Here is a 23268-nt window from a genome sequence, read left to right as displayed (position 1 = left end):
TGATCGTTCCTCAGATGATGCGACTGGCCGGCGGACCGCCGGCCAGTCGTCGGTGGGAGAGCGTCAGAGGGTGGCGGTGAGGTCCGAGCCCGGGACGTACCGGTCGCAGGCGGCCAGCCCCCGCGCGGCTCCGAGCGCGACGGCGGACGTGCGCTCCGTGAGCGAGCCGTGGGTGCGGTCCGGACCGTTCTCCGAGCTGTCGGGCAGGATCCGCGCGATGTCCGTGACGTCGCGGAGTCGGAGCGTGCCGTCGTGGGCCAGTTCGCCGAGGAAGGATCCGCCGATGCAGTCGGCCTGGTTCTCCAGCTCCAGGTCGGTCGCCTCGGGACCTCCGCCGGCGAACTGCAGGTGGTGCCCCCACTCGTGGGCGACGACCAGCATCGCGGCGGCGTCGCCGTAGCTGCCGTAGAAGGTCCACAGGGCTTCCTCACCGAGGTACACCGTGTGGTCCGCGGAGCAGTAGAAGGCGGCGTTCTCGTCGGCCTCCGAGTCCCCGTACTCATCGACGCAGGAGCTGGTGGTCGTCGTACCCCGCTCGACGATGCGGTACAGCGGCAGCGGCACGTCCGGGCGCACCTGCTGCGCGTAGCGGTTCACCTGGCGGATGGCCTCCGCCCCGAAGGCCGGCATCTCGTCCGGGCCGTAGCAGTCGTCGAGCTCGGGGCAGGCCGACCGGACCGACTGCGCGGAGGCGGCACCGGTCGGCGGGGCCGGCTCGGCTGCCGACGCGGCACCGGCGGTGGCGAGGAACGCCCCGACGACGGTGGCGGCGACGGCGGCGAAGCGGGCGGTGCGGTTCATCTCGGGCTCCTCGGCTCGGGTCGTGCTGACGAGGAGAAGCCTGTCGATCAGCGGCCGCCGGTGGCGGTTCATCCCTGAACCACCGCCGGCGACCCCTGGGCAGGACAGTCGGGCACACACCCGCTACCACCTGCGAGGAGGCGCCGTGGACCGGAAGCCGGCCGAGGACCGTGGCGACGGTGCGCCGCCGCGTGCTGGATCAGCCCAGGACGGTGGATGCGCCGGACAGGCGCTGGGCGGTGACGGTCTCGCCGCCGTCGACGGCCTGCAGGGTCCGCGGGTCGAGGGCGGGGGCCGGCTCACGGACGTCGCCGCGCTTGGCGATGCCGACCTGGCTGCCGTCGGGCAGGACGATCCAGCCGATGCGGGTGGCGAGGCCGGCGACGCTGCGGCGGCTCTCGAACAGCCCGGCCTCGCCGAGGGCGAGCTGCGCGGAGAACGGGCGCTGCACGCCGCCGGCGGTCACGGTGCCCAGGGCGGAGCGCTGGTCGAGCGTCGCGGTCACGGCGTTGGCCTCGGTCTTGCCGCGCAGGACCAGCTTGTCGCCGGTGACGGTCCCCTCGAGCCAGGCCTCGACCTGCTTGCCGTCGCAGAGGTAGCCGGCGGCGCGGCCGTCCTTGATCCCGACGGCGAGGGTGAGCTCGTTGCCGCTGGTCCGGCCCGTGTACACCGCCTCGGTGATCACGGGCCCGGTGGCCGCGGGCGCGGCGGCCGGCGCGATCGTCGCCGTGACGGGCGCGGGAGTGAGGGCCTGCGCCACCGGAGGCCGATCCGTGTCGCCGCCACCACGCAGCAGCGCCCACGCCGCGAGCAGGACGGCGACCGCCGCCAGCGCAGCGGTCACCGGCAGGAGCCGGCGCCGACCGCTGCCCGGCGCAGCCGCGACCGGTGGGTCAAGGGGGCGGGTGGCCGGACGGGTCGCGCGTGTCGGGTCGATGAGGTCTCCAGAGGCGACGGCGCCGGCCGCACCACCGACAGCCGCGACCCGAACCGGGGAGACATCGGTGTTCGGCGCCCCGGCGGGCGAGACGTCGGTCTCGGGGGCCGGAACGGGCGAGACGTCGGTCTCGGGGGCCGGAACGGGCGAGACGTCGGTCTCCGGGACCGGGACGTAGGTCGGGACCGCGGCGGGCGCCGGCTGCGACGCGGCGGCGAGTGCGGCCCGTGCGGCGCGGGCCAGTTCACCGGCGGTGCCGTAGCGGGCCGAGGCATCCTTGGCCATCCCGGTGGCGACGACGTCGTCGAACATCGCGGTCCCGGGCACCACGTCCGACGGCCGCGGCGGCGGCACGTTCATGTGCGCGTGCATGAGCACCGGCAGCCCGTCGCCGGAGTAGGGCCGCTTACCGGTGATCATCTCGAAGAACACACAGGTCAATGCGTAGATGTCGGAGCTGTGGGCGACCGCACCGTCGAACTGCTCGGGCGCCATGTAGGTCAGGCTGCCCAGCAGGGCGCCGGTGCGGGTGAGCGAGTGGCTGCGCCGGGTCGTGGTCGCGCGGGTGATGCCCCAGTCGGCGAGGTAGCAGAAGTCGGCGAGCTTGCCGTCGAGCAGGATGTTCGACGGCTTGACGTCCCGGTGCACCAGCCCGCTCTCGTGCGCCTCGTCCAGGGCACTGGCGATCTGCTCGAGGATCTTCACGGCCCGCTCGACGGGCAGCGGGCCGGAGCGTTCGATCAGGCTCAGCAGGTCGCCGCCGTCGACGAGCTGCATGTCGATGTAGAGCTGCCCCTCGATCTGGCCGTAGCGGTGGATGGTGATGACGTGCGGGTTGCGCAGCTGGGCCACGTGGTGGGCCTCGCGGCGGAACCGCTGCTGGAACTCCGGCTCGTCGGCGAGGTGCGGCGCCAGCCGCTTGACCGCGACGTCGCGCTCGTGCTCGGTGTCGAACGCCCGGTACACCTCGCCCATGCCGCCCCGGCCGAGCAACTCCTCGAGCCGGTACGGGCCGAACATGCTGGAATCCCCCGCCACACCAGGCCGTTCGGCGAGATCCATGATCTCGTTAGCCGAGATCCTCAAAGCTGATGAAAGGTGCGTAACGACCACCCGAGCGCGCTCGACGGGCGGGGTGCCCGTCCCGTAGGAGGATCTTCGTGAGCGCGCCCGTCCCCGGCTTCGTCCTCGTCCGCTTCGGGGCACGGCGGTGGGCGCTGCGCCCGAGCGACGAGGTGACCTTCGGGCGCGGGGAGGACCGCGACATCCGCATCGGCCACGACCCGCTCGACGACTTCGTTTCCCGCGACGCCGGCTCGCTGGCCGGGCTGCGCGACGGCGTGCTGATCCGCAACACCTCGAAGACCCAGGCCATCCGCTTCCTGGCCATGCCCGGCGCTGAACTGCGGATCCGCCCGGGCATGGCGGTCGGGTCGATGCCCTTCGAGCAGGTCCGCATCGACATTCCCGGCCGCTACGGCGCCGAGTACACCCTGCACCTCGACGTCCGCGGCATGCAGCGCCCGCCGGACCTCGGCCCGTTCGAGGAGCCCGTGCGGCACAACGGGCGCGTCACCCGCTACGGCGCGTCCCGCCTCTCCGATAGGGAGCGGCGCATGCTCGCCGCCCTCTGCGAGCCCGTGCTCACCCTCGCCGGCAGCCGCCCCGCCACCTACCGCGAGATCGCCGAACGCCTCGGCGGCACCACCCCCGCCAGCGTCCGCACCGGCCTCGACCGGCTCCGCAACCGGCTCAGCGACACCGACGGCATCCCCGGACTGCGCGCCGACGAGGACTCCGGCGACACCACGGGCTACCTCGAGGCACTGGCGCACTGGGCGATCGACACGGGGGAGATCGACGGGCGGGTGGTGGGGGAGGTGCTGGGCCCACTGTGAGGCGACATCTCACCGGGCGGGCCGCTGCGGCCGGGAAGTCCTCGACCGCAGCACCCGCATTCCGTCAGTAGCTGCCCGCGCTGATGTAGACGAGGGTGAGGAAGATGCCGAGGCCCAGGAGGATCGCCCCCCACGTCTTGGCCAGCCCGGCGTTCTTCGCGGCCGCCGCGAAGTCCCCCGTCCTGAGGTTCTGGTTGACCTGGGCCGAGAAGTAGACGGCCAGGAGACCGAGCGGAAAGGCGAGGACCGCGGCCGGGATCGTGAGGCCCCACATCGGCGACGGGCGTTGTGCAGGGTTCGCCTGCCAGGCCTGCTGGAACGGGGCCATCGCCCCGGGGTGCTGCGGGCCGGTCACGTACGACGCGGGCTGCGGCAACGGACCGGCCGGAGGCGGCGCCGTCGGTGGGGGGAACTGCGGGGGCGGGTAGTAGGGAGCCGGGCCGAGCTGCCTGCTCTCCGGGTCGTGGTCCATCGTCGCTCTCCATCCTGATGAGTGGGTGATCTTCAGAGCGGGTCCTGCACCGTGACTCCGCGGTCCGACGCCCACGGGGTCCAGTCGCCGTCGAACCAGCGCCATTCGTGGCGACGGGTGGGGTCGGGGTACCAGCCGGGTGGCGGGATGTCCCGCCGCTCAGCCGCGGCGCTCACCGCGGGAGCCACCGGCCTCTCGGGCTGCCGGACCTCCCCGTTCGAGGCGAGGATCCTGGAGATCTCCTGGTCGGCGCGGACGACCGTCCAGGGCTTCCTGCGCATCTCGTCGAGCATCCTGAGGATGTCGGCGCGCACAGCGTCCTCGTCCTCGTCGATGAGCGCCTGACGAAGGTCGTTGATGATCCGCATCTGCTCGTCGAGCGTGAGCCCCCCGACGTCGATCTTCCTGCTGAGCGCCAGGAGATAGCCGTACGGGATGGGAGGTGCGGGAGGGAGCGGTTGCGGAAGCGGCGCGATCCTCGCTGCTGCCATCTGCACAGCGGAGAACACCGCGAATCCCGACGTCGCGTCGTCCGGCGAGTAGTGCACGATCTGCAGCTCGGCGAGGGGCATGGCCCTCATCGAGGCGACGGGGCCCACCTGGATCGGCACGATGGGCCGGCGTAAAGCGATCGCGTACTCGAGCTCTGCCTTACAGGGCTTCGAACGGTTGATGGAGGCGTCCGACAACGCGAAGAGGAAGACCGAGCAGGACCGGATCCTCTCCAGGATCACGCTCCACCAGTTGTCGCCGCCCTGGAGCTCGTGATCGCGCCACACGTTCAGCCTCGCGGCCTCCAGGCCGCGGGTGAGGGCCTTCACGGCCTCCTCGTCGAGCCGTGAGTAACTGATGAACAGTTTCACGATCCCCGACCTCCTCGCCCCTCACCGCACCTCGTCGAGGCGGGTTCGCTGATGCGTGGCGCCGGTGCAGACGACTGCCGGCGAAGAGAGGAGGCCGATGATCGAGGCCGTGATACCCGTATGCGGATACACCGGTCGAATCTCTGACGCTCCGACTGGAACGGCCCCGGCCACGACCGGCATCCGGCGCGGTGCGCGGTCCACTACCGTCCTTACGGTGATGTGAACCGGGCCGATTCGACCTCCGTGAGCTGCCCCATGTTTGCCCCGGGCCCTTCACCCGCTTGCGGGGGACGTGGCGGACAACCGGTCAGCTCTCGATGAGGAGGAGCCAGTCCGAGCCGCCGTCCGAGTTCATTCCGGGCGTCGTCACCTGCTCTCCGTCGGCGACGGCCGGTACCGGCGGCCGGGAGGCATCAGCCGGGTCGATCCATGCCAGGGTGACCGCGGGAGCGAACCTGGCGAGGTCGAGCGTGAGTGTGCGGACGGTCGGGACGTAGACGACGCCCCACGTCCCGTCGACCGATCGGGCGGCGGTCGCATAGTCGTTGTCGAGGACGTCCAGTTCGACGTCCTCGGTGAGACGCGTGCCGCGGCCCGCCGTGACGAACGGATCTGCGTCGTCCGGGACGAGCATCCACCAGGAGCGCGCTGCGAAGAAGTCGCGGATCTTCTGCAGCTGGAAGACGGCCGGGGTACTCAGACGCGCCTCCCACCCCGGATGGAACTCCCAGTCGTCGGAGCCGAAGAAGTCTCCCGGCGACCCGGAGGTCAGCGCCCACAGGGCCTGGCGGCGTAGGGTCTCGTTCGTCGTCGGCGGAGTGTCCTCCTGGTTGTTCTCGCCCTCGTAGTTCGCTTCGCCGAACAGTGCTGGACGCGGATCCCGGCCCCCGACCCGTCGGTAGGCGTCCAGGACCGCCTTGTACGTGGGTTGGTAGGTGTACACGAAGTTCCAGTCGACCCGGCTCTGCCAGAAGGGGCTGTCGGTCGAGAGGGACTTCTGATATCCGAGCTGGATCGAGAACGGCTTGTCGTTGCCCGTGGACCGGATTCCGTCGAGCATCGCGGCGAAGACCTCGTTGGTCTGCTGGTCTCGTGCGAAGAAGTCTCCGCCGGTCATCCACACGACGTTCGGGAAGTTCGCGTATCGACGAGCGACCATGGCGCCGAACCGTCGCGCCTCGTCGACGTCGACGCCGCTGAACACCGTCTGGATGTTCCAACCGTCCATCGGGTAGAGGAAGATCGTGTTGCCGTGCGCGCAAGCGCTTCGCAGGATCCCGTCGACGCGCTGCCAGTACCGCTCGTTCCAGTTCGTGACATCGCCGTCCACGAACGGCAGTAGTCCGTCGAAGGTCGCCCCGTCGTCGCTCGGGGCGCCGTTGGCGACGGCGCCCACCAGCGACATGATGGATGCGTTGAAGCCACGGGCCTCTCGCTCGGTGTAGTAGAGCTCGGCCTGGTCCGGCGACCAGCGCGTCATGCCGGCCCACGGCGAGTCGCCCCGTACCAGCAGCGGATTACCGTCCTGGTCGAGAAGGTATCGGCCGTCGGCGCTGACGGACGAGACAAAGCGATGCTCAGCGTCGACGGTGCACGGAACGGCCGGCACGTCGGCCTGCGGGGCCTGCTCCGACGGAGGCGGTGAGACGCAGGCGGCGACGAGAAGTACCAGACAGGGAAATCCGACGACGATCCGAACGAAACCGAAGCCACACATCCGCGATCCCCTGTGCTGCTGGGCCTGTCGTAGCCGGCGACACCGGGACTGCTCGGGGCCGGTCGGCCAGGTGTTAGCAACATGGGCGGCGAGGCAGAGCGCTTCGCAGTTGGCCGGCACGGTGCCGGGAGGCGCCGCCGGAGGCCTTTGCTCAGGCCGCTCCGGCCTTTCCGTCGGTTCGGAGCCGCGCCGACGCGTGCCTCGATGAAGCCGGCCAACGAGAAGGACTCCGCCACCACCTGGAACATCGCCAACGACAACCGGGTGGGTCCGGTCGGGAAGTTCCTGCGGCGGACCTCGTTGGACGAGCTGCCCCAGCTGTGGAACATCCTGCGCGGCGACATGACGCTGGTGGGACCGCGGCCGGAGCGGCCGCACTTCGTCGACCAGTTCTCCCAGGAGTTCCACCGCTACGCCCACCGGCACCGGGTGCAGTCCGGGCTGACCGGCTTCGCGCAGGTGTCGGGGCTTCGGGGCAACACCTCGATCGCCGACAGGGCGCGGTTCGACAACTACTACATCGAGCACTGGTCGCTCTGGCTCGACCTGAAGATCATCGTCCGGACCTTCACCGAGGTCCTCTTCGCGCGCGGACGCTGAGGCGACGACAGGTGTCAGCCACCGGGAGTTCGGGAGCGAAGCGGCATGATCGTCCGATCGTGTCCGCCCGCCTCCTCCTGGCGGCGTCCATGACGGCAAGTGGCGGTCCGATCACTCAACCGAACACTGTCGCCGCAGGTCGCAGGCTCGTAACCTCGGTCACATGGCCTGGTGGGTGTGGCTCGTCGTGGGCTGGGTGGCACTCGGCCTCGTCGTCGCGCTCGCCTTCGGCCTCCTGGCCCGCGCGGGGGAGTGGAGCGAACGTCGGGACCGGCCGCCCGCCGAGCCGGCCCTCCGCCGACGTCCCGACGACGAAGCACCCGACGAGGGGCGGAACGCGTCGGCCCCCGGGGCGCCGACCCGCGACCTGCGCCGTCAGCGCCCCTGAGCGGCGGACCTCGCTCAGTACGCCCCGTTCCCCTTGGTCAGGGCCCCGAACGTCTTCCAGAGGATCTGCGCGTCGAGCATCAGCGACCAGTTCTCGACGTAGCGCAGGTCCAGCCGGACCGACTCCTCCCACGACAGGTTGCTGCGGCCGCTCACCTGCCAGAGACCGGTGAGACCGGGCTTGACCAGCAGTCGTCGCTCGGCGTCTCGGGAGTACCGCCGGACCTCCTCGGGAAGGGGAGGCCGCGGGCCGACGAGGGACATGGAACCTGCGACCACGTTGAAGAGCTGCGGGAGCTCGTCGATCGAGTACTTGCGAATGACGGCACCCACCCGGGTCACGCGGGGGTCCTTCTTCAGCTTGAAGAGCGGGCCCGCGCCGTCGTTCTCGGCCTCGAGCTCCGCGCGCCGCTTCTCGGCGTCGACCACCATCGACCGAAACTTGATCATGCGGAACGGCTTGCCGTCCCGGCCGATCCGCGTCTGCCGGAAGAAGATCGGACCGCCGTCGACCGCGACCGCGATCGCGACGGCCGCCATCAGCGGGGCGACGAGCACGAGGATGGCGATCGCCCCGAGCCAGTCGATGCCGTTCTTGACCACGCGAGAGGCGCCGGTGAAGGCCGGCTCCGTGAGGCGCAGGAGCGGAAGGTTGTCGACGGGTGCGACGTGCAACCGCGGACCGGCCACCTCCATGAGCCCGGGGTCCACCACCAGCTCGGCGCCGAGGCCCTCGATGTCCCACGCGAGCCGGTGCAGGCGCTTCGGGGACCAGCCGGGTGCCCCGCACACCGAGACGACGCGATGACGGCCGGAGCGCACGACCTCGGCTGCCGCGTCGAGGTCGCCGCGGACCGGAATGCCGAGGATGTCCGGCGCCCCACCCGGGCCGGAGCCCGTCGGGGTGCACGCCGCGGTGACCCTCCAGCCCGTGCGCTTGTCCCTGCGGGTCCGCACGATCAGATCGGCGACGGCCTCGTTGCTCCCCACCACGACCATCGAATGCATGTGCTGGCCCCGCAGCCGGCGGCGGTACAACCGCGCCCGGAGGACCAGCCGGCCGCACAACATCAAGGCGCCCGACAGTGGTATCAGCCCGAACACCCACGGCCGCACGGCCGACATCTGCAGGGCGAGCCCGCCCAGGCCCAGTACGATCGCACTGGTCAGGAGAGCACGGAAAGCCCGGCCGAACTCCTCGGATCCCTGGCCGAGGATCCGTGGCTCCCACGCCCGGCAGACGAAGAGCGAGCACAGGGTGATGAGACTGCTGACGATGCCGAGCGTCGGCGAGATGCGGCTGTCGAAGTGTGGCCAGTACTCACCGAGGCCGAGCATGTGGCCGATCACGACGACAACCGAAACGGAGACGAGGTCGCTCGTCACGACCGCCCACGCGTAGCGGCTCTCCCAGCGCGGCCGCGCCGGCGCGACGGGCGCGACCGAATGGGTCGCATTTCGCGTCGGCGACCCCGTACGGTGCCGGTTCGTGGTGTCGGGGGTGTTCTCCGAGGACCCGCCCACCTCGAGATTCGACGACATACTCACCATCCCGCCCGGCGCGTCCGCCGCCTTACGGCCGAAGGCCCGGGTGACGACGTTGTCACGTAGTTCGGTCCACGTAGCGTGGTCAATGGACGAGGTCCGGGCCGCGAGCAGCGGCGCGCTCCGTCCGAAGGCGACCGACGAGCGCCTCCCACGAGCCCGCCGTCCGGTCCCGCTCGCTGATCACCCCGACCGGGAGCGGCCACTCGATGCCCAGCTCCGGATCGTCGAACCGCACGGCGACGTCCTCGGCGGGCTCGTGCTCGCGGTCGATCCGGTAGCAGACGTCGGCCCACTCGGTGAGGGCCTGGAAGCCGTGCAGCATGCCGGGCGGCACGAACAGATGGACCAGCTCGACGTCGTCGAGTTGCACCGTCAGGGATCTGCCGAAGGTCGGTGATCCGGGCCTCGCGTCGACGAGCACGTCGAGCACCGTGCCGCGGGCGCAGCGCACGAGCTTCGCCTCGCCCCGCCCGAGCCGCCCGTGCATGCCGCGGATCGTCCCGCGGCGTGAGCGGGACTGGCTGTCCTGCACGAAGGAGCACGGTTCGATGCCGTGCTCCTCGGCGACCGCCGAGTCGAAGGTCCGTGTGAAGAAGCCGCGGTCGTCGTGGTGCGGGGTCGGTCGGAAGAGCAGGACGCCGGGTAGGGAGAGCTCGATCGTCTGCATGGGCTCGTCAGGCGCCGGCGATCGAGCGGGCGCGGTGGGCACGCCACGGCATCCAGGGGGTGTTCCCGGCCTGGTAGAGCGCCTCGAGAACGGCCCTTTCCTTGACGGTGTCCGCCGGCTGCCAGAACCCGCCGTAGGGGTAGGCGCCGAGCCGGCCCTCCTTGGCCAGGGTGGTGCACGCGTCGCCGATCAGGTCCCCGCCCTCGGGCAGGTAGTCGAAGATCTCGGGCCGCAGCACCAGGTATCCGCCGTTCTCCTGGATCGGCATCTCCTTCAGCGCCGTGATCGCTTCGACCCGGTTGCCGTTCCCCATGTCGACGACGTGGAAGGCGGCCTGCGGCGGTACCGCGAGGAGTTGGGCGACGGCGTCCGTGTCGGCACGGAACTGCGTGATCATCTGGTCGATCGGGGCGTCCGTGAGGACGTCGGCGTAGTTCGCCAGGAACATCTCGTCGCTCTCGACCAGGTGACGGACCCGGCGGAGGCGCTCGCCTATCGCGGAGTCCTGACCGGTGTCGACGAACGTGATGGACCAGTCGGAGATGTCGGTCTCGAGCATGTGCACCTGGCCGCGGTGCAGCACGAAGTCGTTCGACGCCGTCTCGGTGTAGTTGAGGAAGAAGTCCTTGATGTGCCGGCCCCCGTAACCGAGACACAGCACGAAGTCCGTGTGACCGTAGTACGCGTAGTACCGCATCACGTGCCAGATCAGCGGACGCGGCCCGACCGGCACCATCGGCTTCGGCGTGTCCGACACGCCGTCGCGCATCCGCATCCCGTATCCGCCGCAGAAGAGCACGACCTTCATCGGTGACAGCCCCCTAGGAAAGTGTCCCAGCCCGCTCCGGTGCGGGTCGCCTCCGACTGACTCGGTCCCTCCGCGGAGGGTGTTAACCCTTAGTGATCTCAGGCCGTGCCGACTCGGCCGTTCGTGGCAGATTCCTTGCCTGACATCGCTCGAGTGATCACTTTGGGTGACAGCGCGGCGCCCTCCTGGTGCTACCTGACAGCCGAGGGCGCGCGGCTTGATCAAGTACGAGGGTGGCGCTCGTCCGTCCCTTTCGGGTCCGGGGCGGCTGTAACAGAGGCGCCGACACCGCCGAGCACTCGCCACACACCCTCCAAGAGGGATGGCACGAGCTGGGTCGATCACTCCGCATCCGCTGACGACGAGCCGAAGGTGCGAGCGGACGGCCTGTGCCGCAGGGGCGTTGAGCTGGGGGATGCGATGGCGGTGTGTCCGGGCGCGGAGAGGACGTTCCTGCATCTGCCGGAGGCGTGGCGCGATCCTCGAACCGCTGCGTGCGGATCGTCCTGGGCCGGTCGGGCCGGGAGCTGTGGCCGGGAACGTGGAACGGAGATCTCGCGTGGGTGAGGGGGGCCTCCCGCTGCGCCAGTTGTGGGCGCTGCTCGCACGTCATCGACGACTGTTGGTCGTACTCGGTCTGCTGGGCGCCATGCTCGGCGGCGCGGCCTTCTTCGTCCTCTCGCCCGGCTACACCTCCCGGACGAGGGTCGTGCTCTCCGGAGTTCGGGACAGCTCGCAGATGCTCAGCGAGACGCAGATCGCGATGAGCGCGGTGGTTCTCGAGCGCGCCGCTCGACGCGTCGGCACGGAGCCCGGCGCTCCCGCGCCCCGGGGCTCGATCCTCGCCACCGCCGACGGCAACGTCGTGGAGCTGGCAACGACGTCCGACACCCCCGAAGGAGCACGTCGACTCGCCGACCTGGTGACCGAGGAGTACATCGGCTTCTCCACGCAGCTCCAGGCGGACGCTGCGACGCTGTCGACGCAGGGACTCAGGGACCGCCAGGCAGTACTGCAGCAGCGGCTCGACACGGCCAACCAGCGGATTCGTGAGGTGCTCGGATCGAGTGTCCTGGACGCACCCACCGTCGCCGGGGCGCAGGCCCGTGCCGAACTCAACCGGCTGCGGGCCGAGGCCGGTGACGCGGTGGAAGAGCTGAACCAGCTGTACGGGCGGATGCAGGACGCCGAGGCGGAGGCCTCCATCGCGCAGGCGGGAACGCGCATCATCGAGCCTGCGACCGAACCGGTCACCGCTCCGCCGACTCTCGTCCAGCTCGTGGTGGGCGGTGCGATCGCCGCTCCGCTCCTCGGGATCGGCGCACTGTTGATAGCCCACCGCTCCTCTCGACGCCTCCAGTCCCGCACGGAGATCGCGGCGGCGCTGGGCGCGCCGGTGCTCGGCCGGCTCACCGCACCGCCCGAGCCGGTGCCCTCGTCAGGCAGCAGCGGAACCGTCCTCTCCCGCACCCTCGGACGCGTACGGGCGCCCCGGACCGGCCCCTCGCAGCACCTGATCCCGGGGCAGGAGCTCCACTATCGACAGGTCCTGGAGCGGGTGTGGAGCGACAGCGGCGGCGTGGTGCGGTGGGTCGCCATCGTGGCCGAGGACGATCCGGACGCCGAGCGGGCCGCCGCGCTCCTCGTGCGAACGTCACGGCAGTTGCGTGACGGAGGGTCCGGCGTCGGGCCGGGCGCCTCCGGCGGAGGGGCGGTCGGAGCGGCGACGGTGTCGGCGCGGCATCCCATCCTGACCGAGGTGTGGGAGGCGTCGGAGGCCATCGTCCTGCTGACACCGGGAACTCGGAGCGGCGAGGAGCTGCTGGCCGTGGCGGAAGCGTGCGGCGACGCTCGATGCTCGCTGCGGGGAGCCCTGCTCGTCGAGCCGGGGGTGCGGCGTGACAGGACCAGTGCGCCCCGAACCGGCGCGGAGGACGACGACGACCGGGCCGAACCCGCGCATCCCGACCCCGTGATGGTGCAGCGCAACGGCCAGCACGCCGGGGGGCTGTCGTGAGTGTTCCCGGCGAACCGCCACCTCTGCTGGACCTGAAGCCCCTCGTCGCCGGCGTGCGGTGGCGCCGGAGGATCTGGGCCTCACTCGCGCTGGTGGGTCTCCTCGGCGGTGCCGTGCTGACGCTCCTCGCGCCGCCGGTGCCCACGGCGGTCGCACGAGTCGCCGTGGTGCACGAGGAGGACCGCGACGCAGGCATCGGTGAGAACCGTGATGCGCTCATGGCTACCGACGTCGCGGTCTTCCAGACGACGCGCATCGCCTCGGCAGCCCTCGCGAAGCTCGGGGTCGACGAGTCGCCTGCCGAGTTCCTCGCGACGTACAGCGGGGAGGGCCTGACGGCCAACGTCCTCCAGATCACCGCACGCGGGCCTGACGACGATGCGGCCGTGCGCCGGGCTCAGGCACTCGCCCAGGTCTTCGTCGCCGATCACGTCCAACGGACGCAGGACGCGGCGAATGCCGAGGCCGATTCGTTGCTCGAACACCGGACTGTCGTGGAACGCGACGTTCGCGAGCTCGACGACCGGATCGCCACGATGATCCGGGACGCGGCCGAGCCGGGCGGCACCGTCACCGGCCAGCTCGAGGAGCTGAACGCCCAGCGGCTCGCCTTGACCTCGCAGATCGCCGACCTCGCGCAACAGGCCGAGATCGCCCGGCTCGGCGTCCCGCGGGTCGCCGCCGGAACGATCGTCATCGATCCGGCACGGGTCGTCACTGATGCGCTGACGACCGCCGCCATCATGAACGTCGCAGTCGGACTCGTCCTCGGGCTGGGGCTCGGCCTCGCCGTGGCAGCCGTCCTGACCGTCACGCAGGACCGGCCGGTGCTCCGCAGCGACATCGCTGCTCAGCTCGGGAGTTCCGTCATCCTGCAGACGACCGGGCGTGCACGGGTATCCCGTGTCCGGCGTTGGGTGAGCAGGCGGGCGGACAGGGAGAGACGTCGGGCGGTGGCGACGCTGGCCCGTCTGATCCGGCACTCGCCCGGCCAGGTCTCGCTGATCGAGATCGGGTGCCCGAGGGTCGTCGCGAGCTTGGCACTCGACCTCGCGGGCGAGCTGGCCGTGGACCGGCCCGTCACCGTCGTCGACGATCTCCCGGGCGGAGTGATCAGGTCGGCCGGGAAGGACCCGGAACCAGGTGTGCGGGTCGTGCAGCTCGCAGAACGGGCCGTCGCCGAGGCCTCATCGCTCGACGGCGGGTGCGAGGTCCGCATCGGGGTCGGGTCGGCTCGACCCGGCGCCACGTGGATGAACTGCCGTCGGCTCGGCGCGGACGCGCTCCTGGTGGTCCGTGCGGGTCACGCGAGCGCGCTCGAGCTGCACACCGTGGCGCGGCATCTCGAGCGCTCCGGAGTCTCTCGGCTCGGGATCGTGCTCGTCGATCCCGACCCGCGGGATCGCACCGACGGAACGTTGTGGGGCGACCTGCACCGCCTGCTGGACGACCGGGTCGACCTGCCGACGCAGGCGGACGCGGCCCCGCCCGGGGCCGCGACGCAGAACGGTGCTCGAAGAGTGGAGCTGACATGAACATCGTCGTCCTCGGCCTGCAGGAGGTGGGATGGTGAGCACTCGGCGCCGCCATGTCTGCATCGTCGTACAGAACCTGCCGGTGCCGTTCGACCGTCGTGTGTGGAACGAGTGCGCCGCCCTGCGCGCAGCCGGCTTCGACGTGTCCGTCGTCTGCCCCAAGGGCGAGAAGGACCCGAGCCATCAGGTGCTGGACGGCGTCCACCTGTTCAAGTACGCCCCGTTCCCGCCGATCACCCGACAGGCCCTGTTCGTCGCCGAGTACCTCTACTCGATCATGGCCACGGTCCTGCTCCTGTGTCGCGCGTGGCGACACCGTCGCTTCGACGTCGTTCAGGTGTGTAACCCGCCCGACGTGCTCTTTCTGGCAGTCCTGCCGTTCAAGGCCCTCTTCGGGGTGAAGATGGTCTTCGACCATCACGACCTTTGCCCCGAACTGTACAAGTCCCGTTTCACCGAGAAGCCCGGTCTCGCCTACCGTGCGCTCGTTCTCGCTGAACGCCTCACGTTCGCCGTGGCGGATCATGTCGTGTCGACGAACGAGTCGTACCGGAAGGTGGCTCTGGAGCGCGGCAGGAAGGATCCGACGTCCGTGACCGTCGTGCGGACGGGCCCGGATCCCCGACGACTGCGGCGCATCGAGCCCGAACCGTCGTTACGGCGCGGACACCCGTACCTGCTCGCGTACCTCGGCGTGATGGGCCCGCAGGACGGCGTGGACCTCGCCATCCGGGCGATGGACCACATCGTGCGCGAACGGGGGAGGAAGGATGTCGCCCTGACCCTGATCGGCGACGGGGACATGGGTCCCGAACTGCGGAGACTGGTCACGGAGCTGCATCTCGAGGGCGTGGTCGAGTTCACCGGGAGGGTGCCGGACTCGCTGGTCGCACGGATCCTGTCCAGCGCCGACATCGGTCTCTCGCCGGACCCGAAGAACCTCCTCAATGACGTCTCGACGATGAACAAGACGATGGAGTACATGGCCTTCGAGCTTCCTGTGGTCGCCTTCGACCTCGTCGAGACGCGGGTCTCGGCCGGCGACGCCGCGGCCTACGCGGAGCCGAACCGTGTCGAGAAGTTCGGCGACGTGATCCTCGAGCTCCTCGACGACGAGCTCCGTCGCAAGTCCATGGCTGCGGCGGGGCGGCGTCGGGTCGAGGAAAGGTTGGCCTGGAGCCACCAGGCGGCGGCCTACGTCTCGGTCTACGACCGCTTGACCAGCGGCTGAAGGGCGAACCGGCGATGTGCGGTATCTCCGGAACCTACCTCTGGCCCGACGGCGGCCCGCTCGTGGACCACCTCACCCGGGTGCTCGCACACCGGGGCCCGGACGGCCACGGCCACTACAGCAACCCCGTGGGACCTGGCGAGGTTCACCTGGGTCATCGCAGGCTCTCCATCATCGATCTCTCGTCCGGCGGTGCGCAGCCGATGGTCCGCGACGGCCTGGCCCTGACCTACAACGGGGAGCTGTACAACTATCGGGACCTGCGCCGGGAGCTCGAGGCTGCGGGAGTCCGCTTCCGGAGTTCCTCCGACAGCGAGGTCCTGCTCGAGGCGTGGCGGCGATGGGGCGTCGCCTGCCTCTCCCGGCTGCGCGGGATGTTCGCCTTCGCCGTCTTCGACGAGCGCACCGGCGAACTCGTCCTGGCCCGGGACCAGCTCGGCATCAAACCTCTCTACCTGGTCCGCCGCGGCGGGGCGGTCGTCTTCGCCTCCGAGCTCAAGGCGCTCGCGGCTGCTCTCGGCCCCGCACTGCGCGTCGACGAGACCGCGCTGGTGGCTTCCCTGCTCTACTACTGGATGCCGGACTCGCGCTGCGCGTTCCGGGACGCGGAGAAGCTCCCGCCGGGCACGTGGATGCGTTTCCGACCCGACGGCAGGGTCGACCACGGACGGTTCTGGTCGTTGCGCGAGGTGGCCGAACGCGGGGAGAGCGCGCCCGAACCGAACCTCGAGGCCGTCGTAGCGGAGTCCGTGCGCCGGCATCTCGCCGCCGACGTCCCGGTGGCGACGTTCCTCTCGGGGGGACTGGACTCCAGCTACCTCACCGCTCTCGCGGCGCGTCAGGAACCGGGTATCTCGGCCTACACGATCGGCTTCCGCTCGGAGGACGCGCGACTGGAGGCGATGCCCGACGACCTGCGGTACGCGCGGGTGGTGGCCCGGCAGTTCGGCGTCGACCTGCACGAGATCGAGATAGCCCCGCAGGTACTCGACCTCCTGCCGCAGATCGTCTACCACCTGGACGAGCCCGTCGGTGATCCGGCGGCGATCAACACGTACCTCATCTGCACTGCCGCCCGCGAGGCGGGCGTCAAGGTCATGCTGTCCGGGATGGGCGCGGACGAGTTGTTCGCCGGCTATCGGAAACACCTCGCCAACGTCCTGGCCGTCCGTTACCAGCGCGTCCCGCAGCCGGCGCGCACGACGCTGCAGGCCGTGATCGACCGCCTGCCGGTCGCGACGTCGCGCCGTGGGTACCGGTCCGTCCGCTTCGCCAAGCGGTTCCTCTCCTTCGCCGAACTACCGGAGGAGACGGCGTTCCGCCGCAGCTACACCATGTACGACCGGCTCGAGCTGCTCGGGCTGCTCGACCCCGACCTCGCCCCCGCTGTCGACGACGTGCTGACGGAACACGACGACATCTACCGCGACAACAGCCTGACGGACCACGTCAACCGGATGTGCCTCGCCGACGCCCGGCTGTTCCTGCCCGGCCTCAACCTCGCGTACACCGACCGCGCGAGCATGGCCGCCTCCACCGAGGTCCGGGTGCCGTTCGTCGACGTGGAGGTCGTCGAGTCGGCGTTCCGCATCCCGGGCCGCCGCAAGATCGTCGGCCGGCAGGGCAAGGCCGCTCTCAAACGAGCCGCGTCGTCCACACTGCCCAAGGAGATCGTGTACCGGCCGAAAGGGCTCTTCAGTGCGCCGCTGCGGGCGTGGATGAGCCGTGATCTCGCCCCGCTCGTCCGCGAGGTCGTTCACGAGGGCGTTCTGGTCTCGTCGGGGTTCCTGCAGCGCGAGGCCCTCCAGCGACTCGTCGAGGAGGACGCGTCCGGCCGGCAGGACCGCTCCAAGCACCTCTGGCACATCTTGACCCTCGAGCACTGGTACCGCAGCGCGACGGCTGCCGGCGCCGGCGACGTACGAGCTGCATAGGGAAGGGACGACGTGAGACAGGTCGTGCAGAACTACAAGACGGGCGAGATGAGCCTCCTCGAGGTACCCGTTCCCGCGTGCAAGCCGGGTGGCGTCCTCGTCCGCACCACCTATTCGTTGATCTCTCCCGGTACCGAGCTGATGAAGGTCGGGGAAGCCGGCATGTCCATGCTGGCGAAGGCGCGTGCCCGGCCCGATCAGGTCGCGAAGGTCGTGCAGAGCGCTGCGGCGATCGGACCCGTGGCGACCTACCGGAAGGTGCTCAACCGCCTCGACTCCTACACCCCGCTCGGCTACTCGCTGTGCGGCGTCGTCGAGGAGGTGGGCGAGGGCGTCATCGACGTGGCGGTGGGTGACGTGGTCGCATGCGCCGGAAACGAGCACGCGCTCCACGGCGAGATCAACTGGGTCCCGACCAACCTGTACTGCCGTGTCCCGGACGGTGTCGCTCCGGAGCACGCCGCCTTCGGCACGGTCGGTGCCGTAGCCATGCACGGCGTGCGCCGCGGTGAGCCGCAGCTCGGCGACGTCGCCCTCGTCGTGGGTCTGGGCCTCATCGGTCAGCTGACGGTGCAGCTCCTGTCCGCTTCCGGGGTTCGGGTCATCGGCATGGACCTTGCCGCTGCGCGCTGTGAGCTGGCGGAACGGCTGGGTGCTCAGGTCTGTGGTCCACCGGGGAGCGAGCTCCTCGAGGCCGCGATCCACGAGCTGACGGCCGGACACGGTGTCGACCAGGTCTACCTCGCCGCGGGCGGGAGCAGCAACGACCCCGTCGAGGCCGCGGTGCGGCTGAGCCGCGACCGCGGGCGGATCGTGGACATCGGCAAGTGCCGTCTCGACCTGCCGTGGAACGCCTGCTACGAGAAGGAGCTGGAGGTCCGCTTCTCGCGCTCCTACGGTCCGGGTCGCTACGACCCGGACTACGAGCTCGACGGACGGGACTACCCGATCGGCTACGTCCGGTGGACCGAGCGGCGCAACGTGGAGAGCGTCCTCGACCTGATCGCTCGCCACCGCATCGACGTCGAGCCGTTGATCTCGCACGTCGTCGACTTCGACTCCGCCCTCGACGCGTACGAGCGGCTGAGCTCGGGCGAGCTCCAGGGCGTCGGTGTGCTGTTCCGCTATCCGGACGGAGACCGTCGGAACGGTGTGCCGGCGGAGCGCCCACCGGGCGGGAATCCCGGCGGCTCCTCGAGCAACGGGCTGGCTGCCGTCCCTCGGCTCCACACGCCGTCAGTGCCCCGAGCAGTTCTGAACCGCCCGGTGCAGATTGCCTTCATCGGGGCGGGCAACTACGCCTCGTCGATGCTTCTTCCACACCTGACGAGCCGTTCGGACATCGAGCTCGGACCTGTCGTGACCACCTCGGCGCTCTCGGCGACCAACGCCAAGCGCAAGTTCGGGTTCACGACGGCGTCGACGGACGTCGACGCCGTGCTCGCGGACCCCGGGGTCGATGCGGTGTTCGTCGTCACGCGACACAGCTCGCACGCCGAACTGGTCCAGAAGGCGCTGCACGCCGGCAAGGCGGTGTTCGTCGAGAAGCCGCTCGCACTCACCGATGCCGAACTCGACGACGTGTTGTCGGCCGTCGAGGAGTCGGGGAACGACCGGCTGCAGGTCGGCTTCAACCGCCGTTTCGCCCCGCTGCTCCGCGACGCACGGAGCCAGTTCGGTCGACGGGCGGGACCGGCCTCGGTTCGGTACCTGGTCAATCTTGGGCGGCGGGACCAGCAGAGCTGGTACCTGCGCCGGGACAAGGAGGGGACGTCGTTCGTCGGGGAGGGCGGGCACTTCATCGACACGGTGGGATGGCTGCTCGGCGCCGATCCGTCGAGTGTCTTCGCCGACGCCACACCGGAGCAGGCCGATCTCCAGGTCCTGCTGAGCTACCCGGACGGTTCCTCCGCGTCGATCACGTACGCCACGAGCGGGACCACGCGGTTCCAGAAGGAGACCATCGACGTCCTCGCCGACGGCAAGGTGCTCCGAATCGACGACTTCCGTCGTATCTCGCTCTACGGACGCAGGCGTCCCACTCCACGGCTCCGGCGAGGCCAGGACAAGGGCCAGCGCGCGCAGCTCGAGGCTTTCATCGACGCCGTTCGCAACGGGGGGCCGATGCCGATCCCCATCGCCTCGTTGGCCGCGACGACGCGGGCCACCCTCGCGGTACAGCGCAGCATCGCCACGCGCGCGCCGGTGAGGCTCGCCGCCGACGCGCACGACCTCGATCCGATCGGGGGCTCATCAGCATGACGAGTGCGGCGTGGTACCTGCGGCGACTGTCCCGGATGAGCCCGCGCGAGGCAGCGGGAAGGGCCGTCACGGTTGCTCGAGCTCATCGCTGGCGGAGCGAACTGGACGCTGACGACAGCGAGCCGGTGTGGCTGCCCGAGCGGAAGTTCGTCACAGCGTTCCCGTCCGAGGTCCTCGCGGCGGTTCCCGCCGACGCGAGGGCGCGCCTGCTCGCCACGGCCGATCAGTTGATGGACGGGCGTGCCGAGTACCTGGGTGTCGCCCGCTGCGACATGATCGACCCGGACTGGTCGTTCGACCCGCGCTCGGGACGGCGGGCGCCGGACGACATGTACTCGTTCGACATCGACTGGCGCGACGAGCAGGCCGTCGGGAACATCAAGCAGATACTGGAGCCGTCCCGACACCATCACCTGACCGTGCTCGCCGCGGCGTTCGCTCTGTCGGGGGAGGACAGGTACGCCTGCAGGGTGGCCGACCATCTCAAATCCTGGTGGGCCGCGAACCCGCCGCTCCGGGGGGTGCACTGGACCAGCGGCATCGAGCTGGGGATGCGGCTGCAGTCCTGGGTCTGGGTCCGCAGGCTCCTCGATCCCTGGAACGGCTCGGCCGACCTGTTCGAGGACAATCCGGTCGCCCTTCGTCAGGTCTGGTACCACCAGCGCTGGCTCACGGCCTTCCGGAGCCACGGCTCGTCCGCCAACAACCACCTCATCGCCGAACTGGCCGGTCGACTCGCCGCGGCGTGTGCCTTCCCGTGGTTCCCCGAGTCCGCGCGCTGGGGCGAGGAGGCGCTCCGGCTGCTGGACGAGCAGTTGCAACGGAACACCTTCGCGTCGGGGCTCAACCGGGAGCTGGCCACCGACTACCACGGGCTGACCCTCGAGCTCGGCCTGGCCGGCGCCGTCGAAGCCGAGGCAGCGGGGTTACCCGTACCCGACTCGACCTGGCAGGTGCTCGTTCGCATGACCGATGCGCTCGCCGCGATCGTCGACGCCGAGCTGCGGCCGCCCCGTCAAGGCGATTCGGACGACGGCCGGGCATTGGTGCTCGACGGGGAGGAGACGCACCGCTGGGGGTCCCTGCTCGCGACGGGCAGCGTCCTCTTCGGACGGCTGCCGTGGTGGCCGACCGGTGGCAATGCGGACGTCCGGACGCCGCTCCTGGCCGCCCTCGTGGGGCCCCGGGCCCCGGTGGCCGGTCGCCCCGACCGCCGTCCGGACCACTTCGCGGACGCGGGACTCACCATCCTGCGAGCAGCCGCCGGTACGGCCGGGGACGAGATCTGGTGCCGGTGCGACGGCGGGCCGCACGGGTTCCTGTCGATCGCCGCCCACGCGCACGCCGACGCGCTCTCGCTCGAGGTGCGGCACGGCGGCGTCGACGTGCTCGCGGACCCGGGTTGTTACTGCTACCACGGAGAACCCGAGTGGCGGTCCTACTTCCGCTCGACTCTCGGTCACAACACGCTCGAGCTCGACGAGCGGGACCAGTCGACATCGGGCGGCCCCTTCCTGTGGACACGTCATGCCCGGAGCCGGGTCATCGACGCTCCGTCGGGAGGGGGGAGCGATCTCCGATGGAGTGCGGAGCACGACGGCTACAGCAGGCCTGGCCACCGTGTGGTGCATCGACGGAGCGTGGAGCTCGACGGCGCGGCGGACGAGATTCTCGTCCGGGACGAGGTGCTCGGCCGGGCGCTGCACTCCTGCCGGCTGGTGTTCCACCTCGGACCCACGGTCACCGCCGAGCTGTCGGGGACACAGGCCACCCTCGGCTGGACGCGAGGCGATCGCACGTACTGTGCGCGCCTGACGCTGCCCCCGGAACTGACCTGGACGGCACATCGGGGCGAGACAGATCCTCCGCTCGGCTGGTACTCGGCCCGGTTCGGACACAAGGAGCCGTCGACCGCACTCGTCGGCCGGGGCCGTATCGGCCGGGGAACGGGCGCACTCACGACGCGGCTGCGTTTCCTGCCGCCCGCACACTGAGGGAAGGGCATGAGCGGCTGTCGGCGGCGAAGGGCGCCGCGCACGGCTGTGCTCCTGCTCAGTCTTCTTCTGGCCGCAACGGCCTGTACCGGTGGCGGCGCCGAGCTGCCGGCTCCACTGCCGTCGGGACCCGCCGAGATCTCCGGCGGCACGGCGGTCGACGCGCTCCCTGAGGAGCTGCGGATCGCCGTGCCCGGACCGCCGAGGCGCCCACCTGCCCGAATCTGCGACGATGCTGCGACGCTGGACGGACCCGGAGTCCAGCCCCCCGGCTCGATCGCCGTCGGGGTCGACGACGATCTCGATCACCTCACGGCGGCGAACCCGGCGCGTTCGGTCTTCTGGCTCCGCTCCGGTGTGCATCGCCTGAAGAAGTCCGTGGTGCCCAAGGACGGCAACACCTACATCGGCGCTCCCGGCGCGATCGTCGACGGGGAGAACCGGCTCAACATCGCGTTCTGGGAGGAGTATTTCCGGCGCAGCGTGGACGATGTCACGCTCGCCCACCTCACGATCCAGAACTTCACGGCCTCGAGCGAGGACCAGGGAGCCGTCTACGCGGGAACCGGCTGGACGATCAGCCACAGCACGTTCCGGAACAACGGCTACATCGCTCTGTTCGCCGGGTCGCACAACACTATTCGGTACAGCTGCTTCGACAGCAACGGGCAACTGGGAGTGGGGACGTATCGGCTGGATGGGAAGCCGTCGTCGGACATCGTCGTGGACCGTAACGAATTCCGGAGGAACAATACGCGGCGATTGAGCGAATGCGGATGTGCGGGCGGAATGAAGTGGTGGGAGGCGCAGCGCGGTTCGTTCACCAACAACTGGGTGCACGGCAACAACGGGCCGGGGGTGTGGGCGGACAACAACAACATCGACATGCTCTTCGAGGGCAACTTCATCAACGACAACACGGGTCAGGGAATCTTCTACGAGATCAGCTACAACTTCATGATCCGCGGCAACTCCTTCGTCCGTAACGCACTCGAACGGGGCGCGAGAGAGACCAGCAACTTCCCGATGGCCGCGGTCTACATCTCCGAGGCGGGCGGTGTCGACGTCCCGGGTTTCCGGTTCGCGACGTCGGAGATCGCCTACAACTACTTCGAGGACAACTGGGACGGTGTCGCGCTCTGGGAGAGCGGCAACCGGTACGCAGGTGTCGACGGGGGTGACGCAACGCCTTCCTATGGAGATCGGACCCGGTGGAAGACGCAGAACATCCTGGTGCACCACAACGAGTTCCGGATGAACAAGGAGAACGCGCGCTGCGTGGGGCGCCTCACCTGCGGGCGGAACGGTCTCTTCAGTGACTGGGTGCCGGTCCCCGGTCCCCCGCTCGTTCCGAACACGTCGCACGACGAGTATCAGATCGCCGTGTCGTTCAAGCAGAACAACGTGTTCCAGAACAACATGTATGCCGGCGAATGGCTGTTCGTGGCGTACGACCAGTCGCTGACGTACGGCTGGACGACATGGCGCGACCCCAGGCCGGATCCACTCGGGCTCTTCACCTACGCGGCGCCCGAGCCGTACGGCTTCGCGCAGGACGCGGGGAGTTCCATGTCATGACACCACGCGTCTCGAC

18 protein-coding genes and 1 pseudogene are annotated in these 23268 nt (G+C 70.0%); 11 read left to right on the top strand and 8 right to left on the bottom strand.

What is annotated here, in order from left to right; all coding sequences use genetic code 11:
• Positions 1–63: 63 nt before the first annotated feature.
• Positions 64–801: a neutral zinc metallopeptidase gene (locus ABD990_RS00705; RefSeq protein ID WP_345377640.1), complete on the bottom strand. Its 738-nt coding sequence runs from the start codon at positions 799–801 to the stop codon at positions 64–66.
• Positions 802–1000: 199 nt separating this feature from the next.
• Positions 1001–2758, bottom strand: coding sequence for a serine/threonine-protein kinase (locus ABD990_RS00700; RefSeq protein ID WP_345377639.1), 1758 nt, complete (start codon positions 2756–2758; stop codon positions 1001–1003).
• Between the two features lie 140 nt (positions 2759–2898).
• Between ABD990_RS00700 and ABD990_RS00695 the strand changes: the two genes are divergently transcribed.
• Positions 2899–3636 carry a hypothetical protein gene (locus tag ABD990_RS00695; protein ID WP_345377638.1) on the top strand — a complete coding sequence of 246 codons (738 nt, stop codon included), beginning with the start codon at positions 2899–2901 and terminating at the stop codon, positions 3634–3636.
• A 64-nt stretch (positions 3637–3700) separates the two neighbouring features.
• Here the strand turns inward: ABD990_RS00695 and ABD990_RS00690 are convergent, their stop codons facing one another.
• From ABD990_RS00690 to ABD990_RS00680, 3 genes are all read right to left on the bottom strand, one after another.
• Positions 3701–4108, bottom strand: coding sequence for a CD225/dispanin family protein (locus ABD990_RS00690; RefSeq protein WP_345377637.1), 408 nt, complete (start codon positions 4106–4108; stop codon positions 3701–3703).
• A 32-nt stretch (positions 4109–4140) separates the two neighbouring features.
• Entirely contained in the window at positions 4141–4971 is an 831-nt protein-coding gene (locus ABD990_RS00685; RefSeq protein ID WP_345377636.1) for a TIR domain-containing protein, read from the bottom strand.
• Positions 4972–5281: 310 nt separating this feature from the next.
• A complete protein-coding gene (locus ABD990_RS00680; RefSeq protein ID WP_345377635.1) occupies positions 5282–6691 on the bottom strand; it encodes an apiosidase-like domain-containing protein in 1410 nt (469 codons plus the stop codon).
• A gap of 204 nt (positions 6692–6895) precedes the next feature.
• On the opposite strand from ABD990_RS00680, the gene ABD990_RS00675 reads away from it, so the two are divergent.
• Together ABD990_RS00675 and ABD990_RS00670 are read left to right on the top strand one after the other, a co-directional pair.
• Positions 6896–7291, top strand: a complete 396-nt coding sequence (locus ABD990_RS00675; protein WP_345377634.1) for a sugar transferase — start codon at positions 6896–6898, stop codon at positions 7289–7291.
• A gap of 163 nt (positions 7292–7454) precedes the next feature.
• A complete protein-coding gene (locus ABD990_RS00670) occupies positions 7455–7679 on the top strand; it encodes a hypothetical protein (protein WP_345377633.1) in 225 nt (74 codons plus the stop codon).
• Positions 7680–7693: 14 nt separating this feature from the next.
• Here ABD990_RS00670 and ABD990_RS00665 read toward each other — a convergent pair whose 3' ends face one another.
• The 3 genes from ABD990_RS00665 to ABD990_RS00655 form a co-directional block, all read right to left on the bottom strand.
• Complete coding sequence (locus ABD990_RS00665; protein ID WP_345377631.1) at positions 7694–9220, bottom strand: sugar transferase; 1527 nt, start codon at positions 9218–9220, stop codon at positions 7694–7696.
• An 88-nt stretch (positions 9221–9308) separates the two neighbouring features.
• Positions 9309–9893, bottom strand: a complete 585-nt coding sequence (locus ABD990_RS00660) for a dTDP-4-dehydrorhamnose 3,5-epimerase family protein (protein ID WP_345377630.1) — start codon at positions 9891–9893, stop codon at positions 9309–9311.
• A 7-nt stretch (positions 9894–9900) separates the two neighbouring features.
• Positions 9901–10701 carry a sugar phosphate nucleotidyltransferase gene (locus tag ABD990_RS00655; protein ID WP_345377629.1) on the bottom strand — a complete coding sequence of 267 codons (801 nt, stop codon included), beginning with the start codon at positions 10699–10701 and terminating at the stop codon, positions 9901–9903.
• Positions 10702–11260: 559 nt separating this feature from the next.
• On the opposite strand from ABD990_RS00655, the gene ABD990_RS00650 reads away from it, so the two are divergent.
• The 8 genes and pseudogenes from ABD990_RS00650 (at position 11261) to ABD990_RS00615 (ending at position 23252) form a co-directional block, all read left to right on the top strand.
• The gene (locus tag ABD990_RS00650) at positions 11261–12718 is read left to right on the top strand and encodes a GumC domain-containing protein (RefSeq protein ID WP_345377628.1); all 1458 of its coding nucleotides are present in this window, start codon (positions 11261–11263) and stop codon (positions 12716–12718) included.
• Positions 12715–12921, top strand: a pseudogene (locus ABD990_RS34260) (Wzz/FepE/Etk N-terminal domain-containing protein); the annotation flags it as partial. The gene ABD990_RS00650 and the pseudogene ABD990_RS34260, both read left to right, overlap by 4 nt.
• 291 nt (positions 12922–13212) lie before the next feature.
• Entirely contained in the window at positions 13213–14253 is a 1041-nt protein-coding gene (locus ABD990_RS00640) for a hypothetical protein (protein ID WP_345377626.1), read from the top strand.
• Between the two features lie 31 nt (positions 14254–14284).
• The gene (locus tag ABD990_RS00635) at positions 14285–15484 is read left to right on the top strand and encodes a glycosyltransferase family 4 protein (protein WP_345377625.1); all 1200 of its coding nucleotides are present in this window, start codon (positions 14285–14287) and stop codon (positions 15482–15484) included.
• Positions 15485–15498: 14 nt separating this feature from the next.
• Positions 15499–17418: an asparagine synthase (glutamine-hydrolyzing) gene (gene asnB / locus ABD990_RS00630; protein WP_345377624.1), complete on the top strand. Its 1920-nt coding sequence runs from the start codon at positions 15499–15501 to the stop codon at positions 17416–17418.
• Between the two features lie 12 nt (positions 17419–17430).
• Positions 17431–19680, top strand: coding sequence for a bi-domain-containing oxidoreductase (locus ABD990_RS00625; RefSeq protein WP_345377623.1), 2250 nt, complete (start codon positions 17431–17433; stop codon positions 19678–19680).
• Positions 19677–21674: a heparinase II/III family protein gene (locus ABD990_RS00620; RefSeq protein WP_345377622.1), complete on the top strand. Its 1998-nt coding sequence runs from the start codon at positions 19677–19679 to the stop codon at positions 21672–21674. The genes ABD990_RS00625 and ABD990_RS00620 overlap by 4 nt, the downstream gene beginning before the upstream one ends.
• Positions 21675–21683: 9 nt before the next feature.
• Positions 21684–23252, top strand: a complete 1569-nt coding sequence (locus ABD990_RS00615; protein WP_345377621.1) for a right-handed parallel beta-helix repeat-containing protein — start codon at positions 21684–21686, stop codon at positions 23250–23252.
• Positions 23253–23268: the final 16 nt, after the last annotated feature.

The sequence above is a fragment of the Pseudonocardia yuanmonensis genome (genome assembly GCF_039542425.1).
GTDB classification, from domain to species: Bacteria; Actinomycetota; Actinomycetes; order Mycobacteriales; family Pseudonocardiaceae; genus Pseudonocardia; species Pseudonocardia yuanmonensis.
Note: the sequence above shows the minus strand (reverse complement) of the source record. Positions and strands in the feature narration are given on the sequence as shown.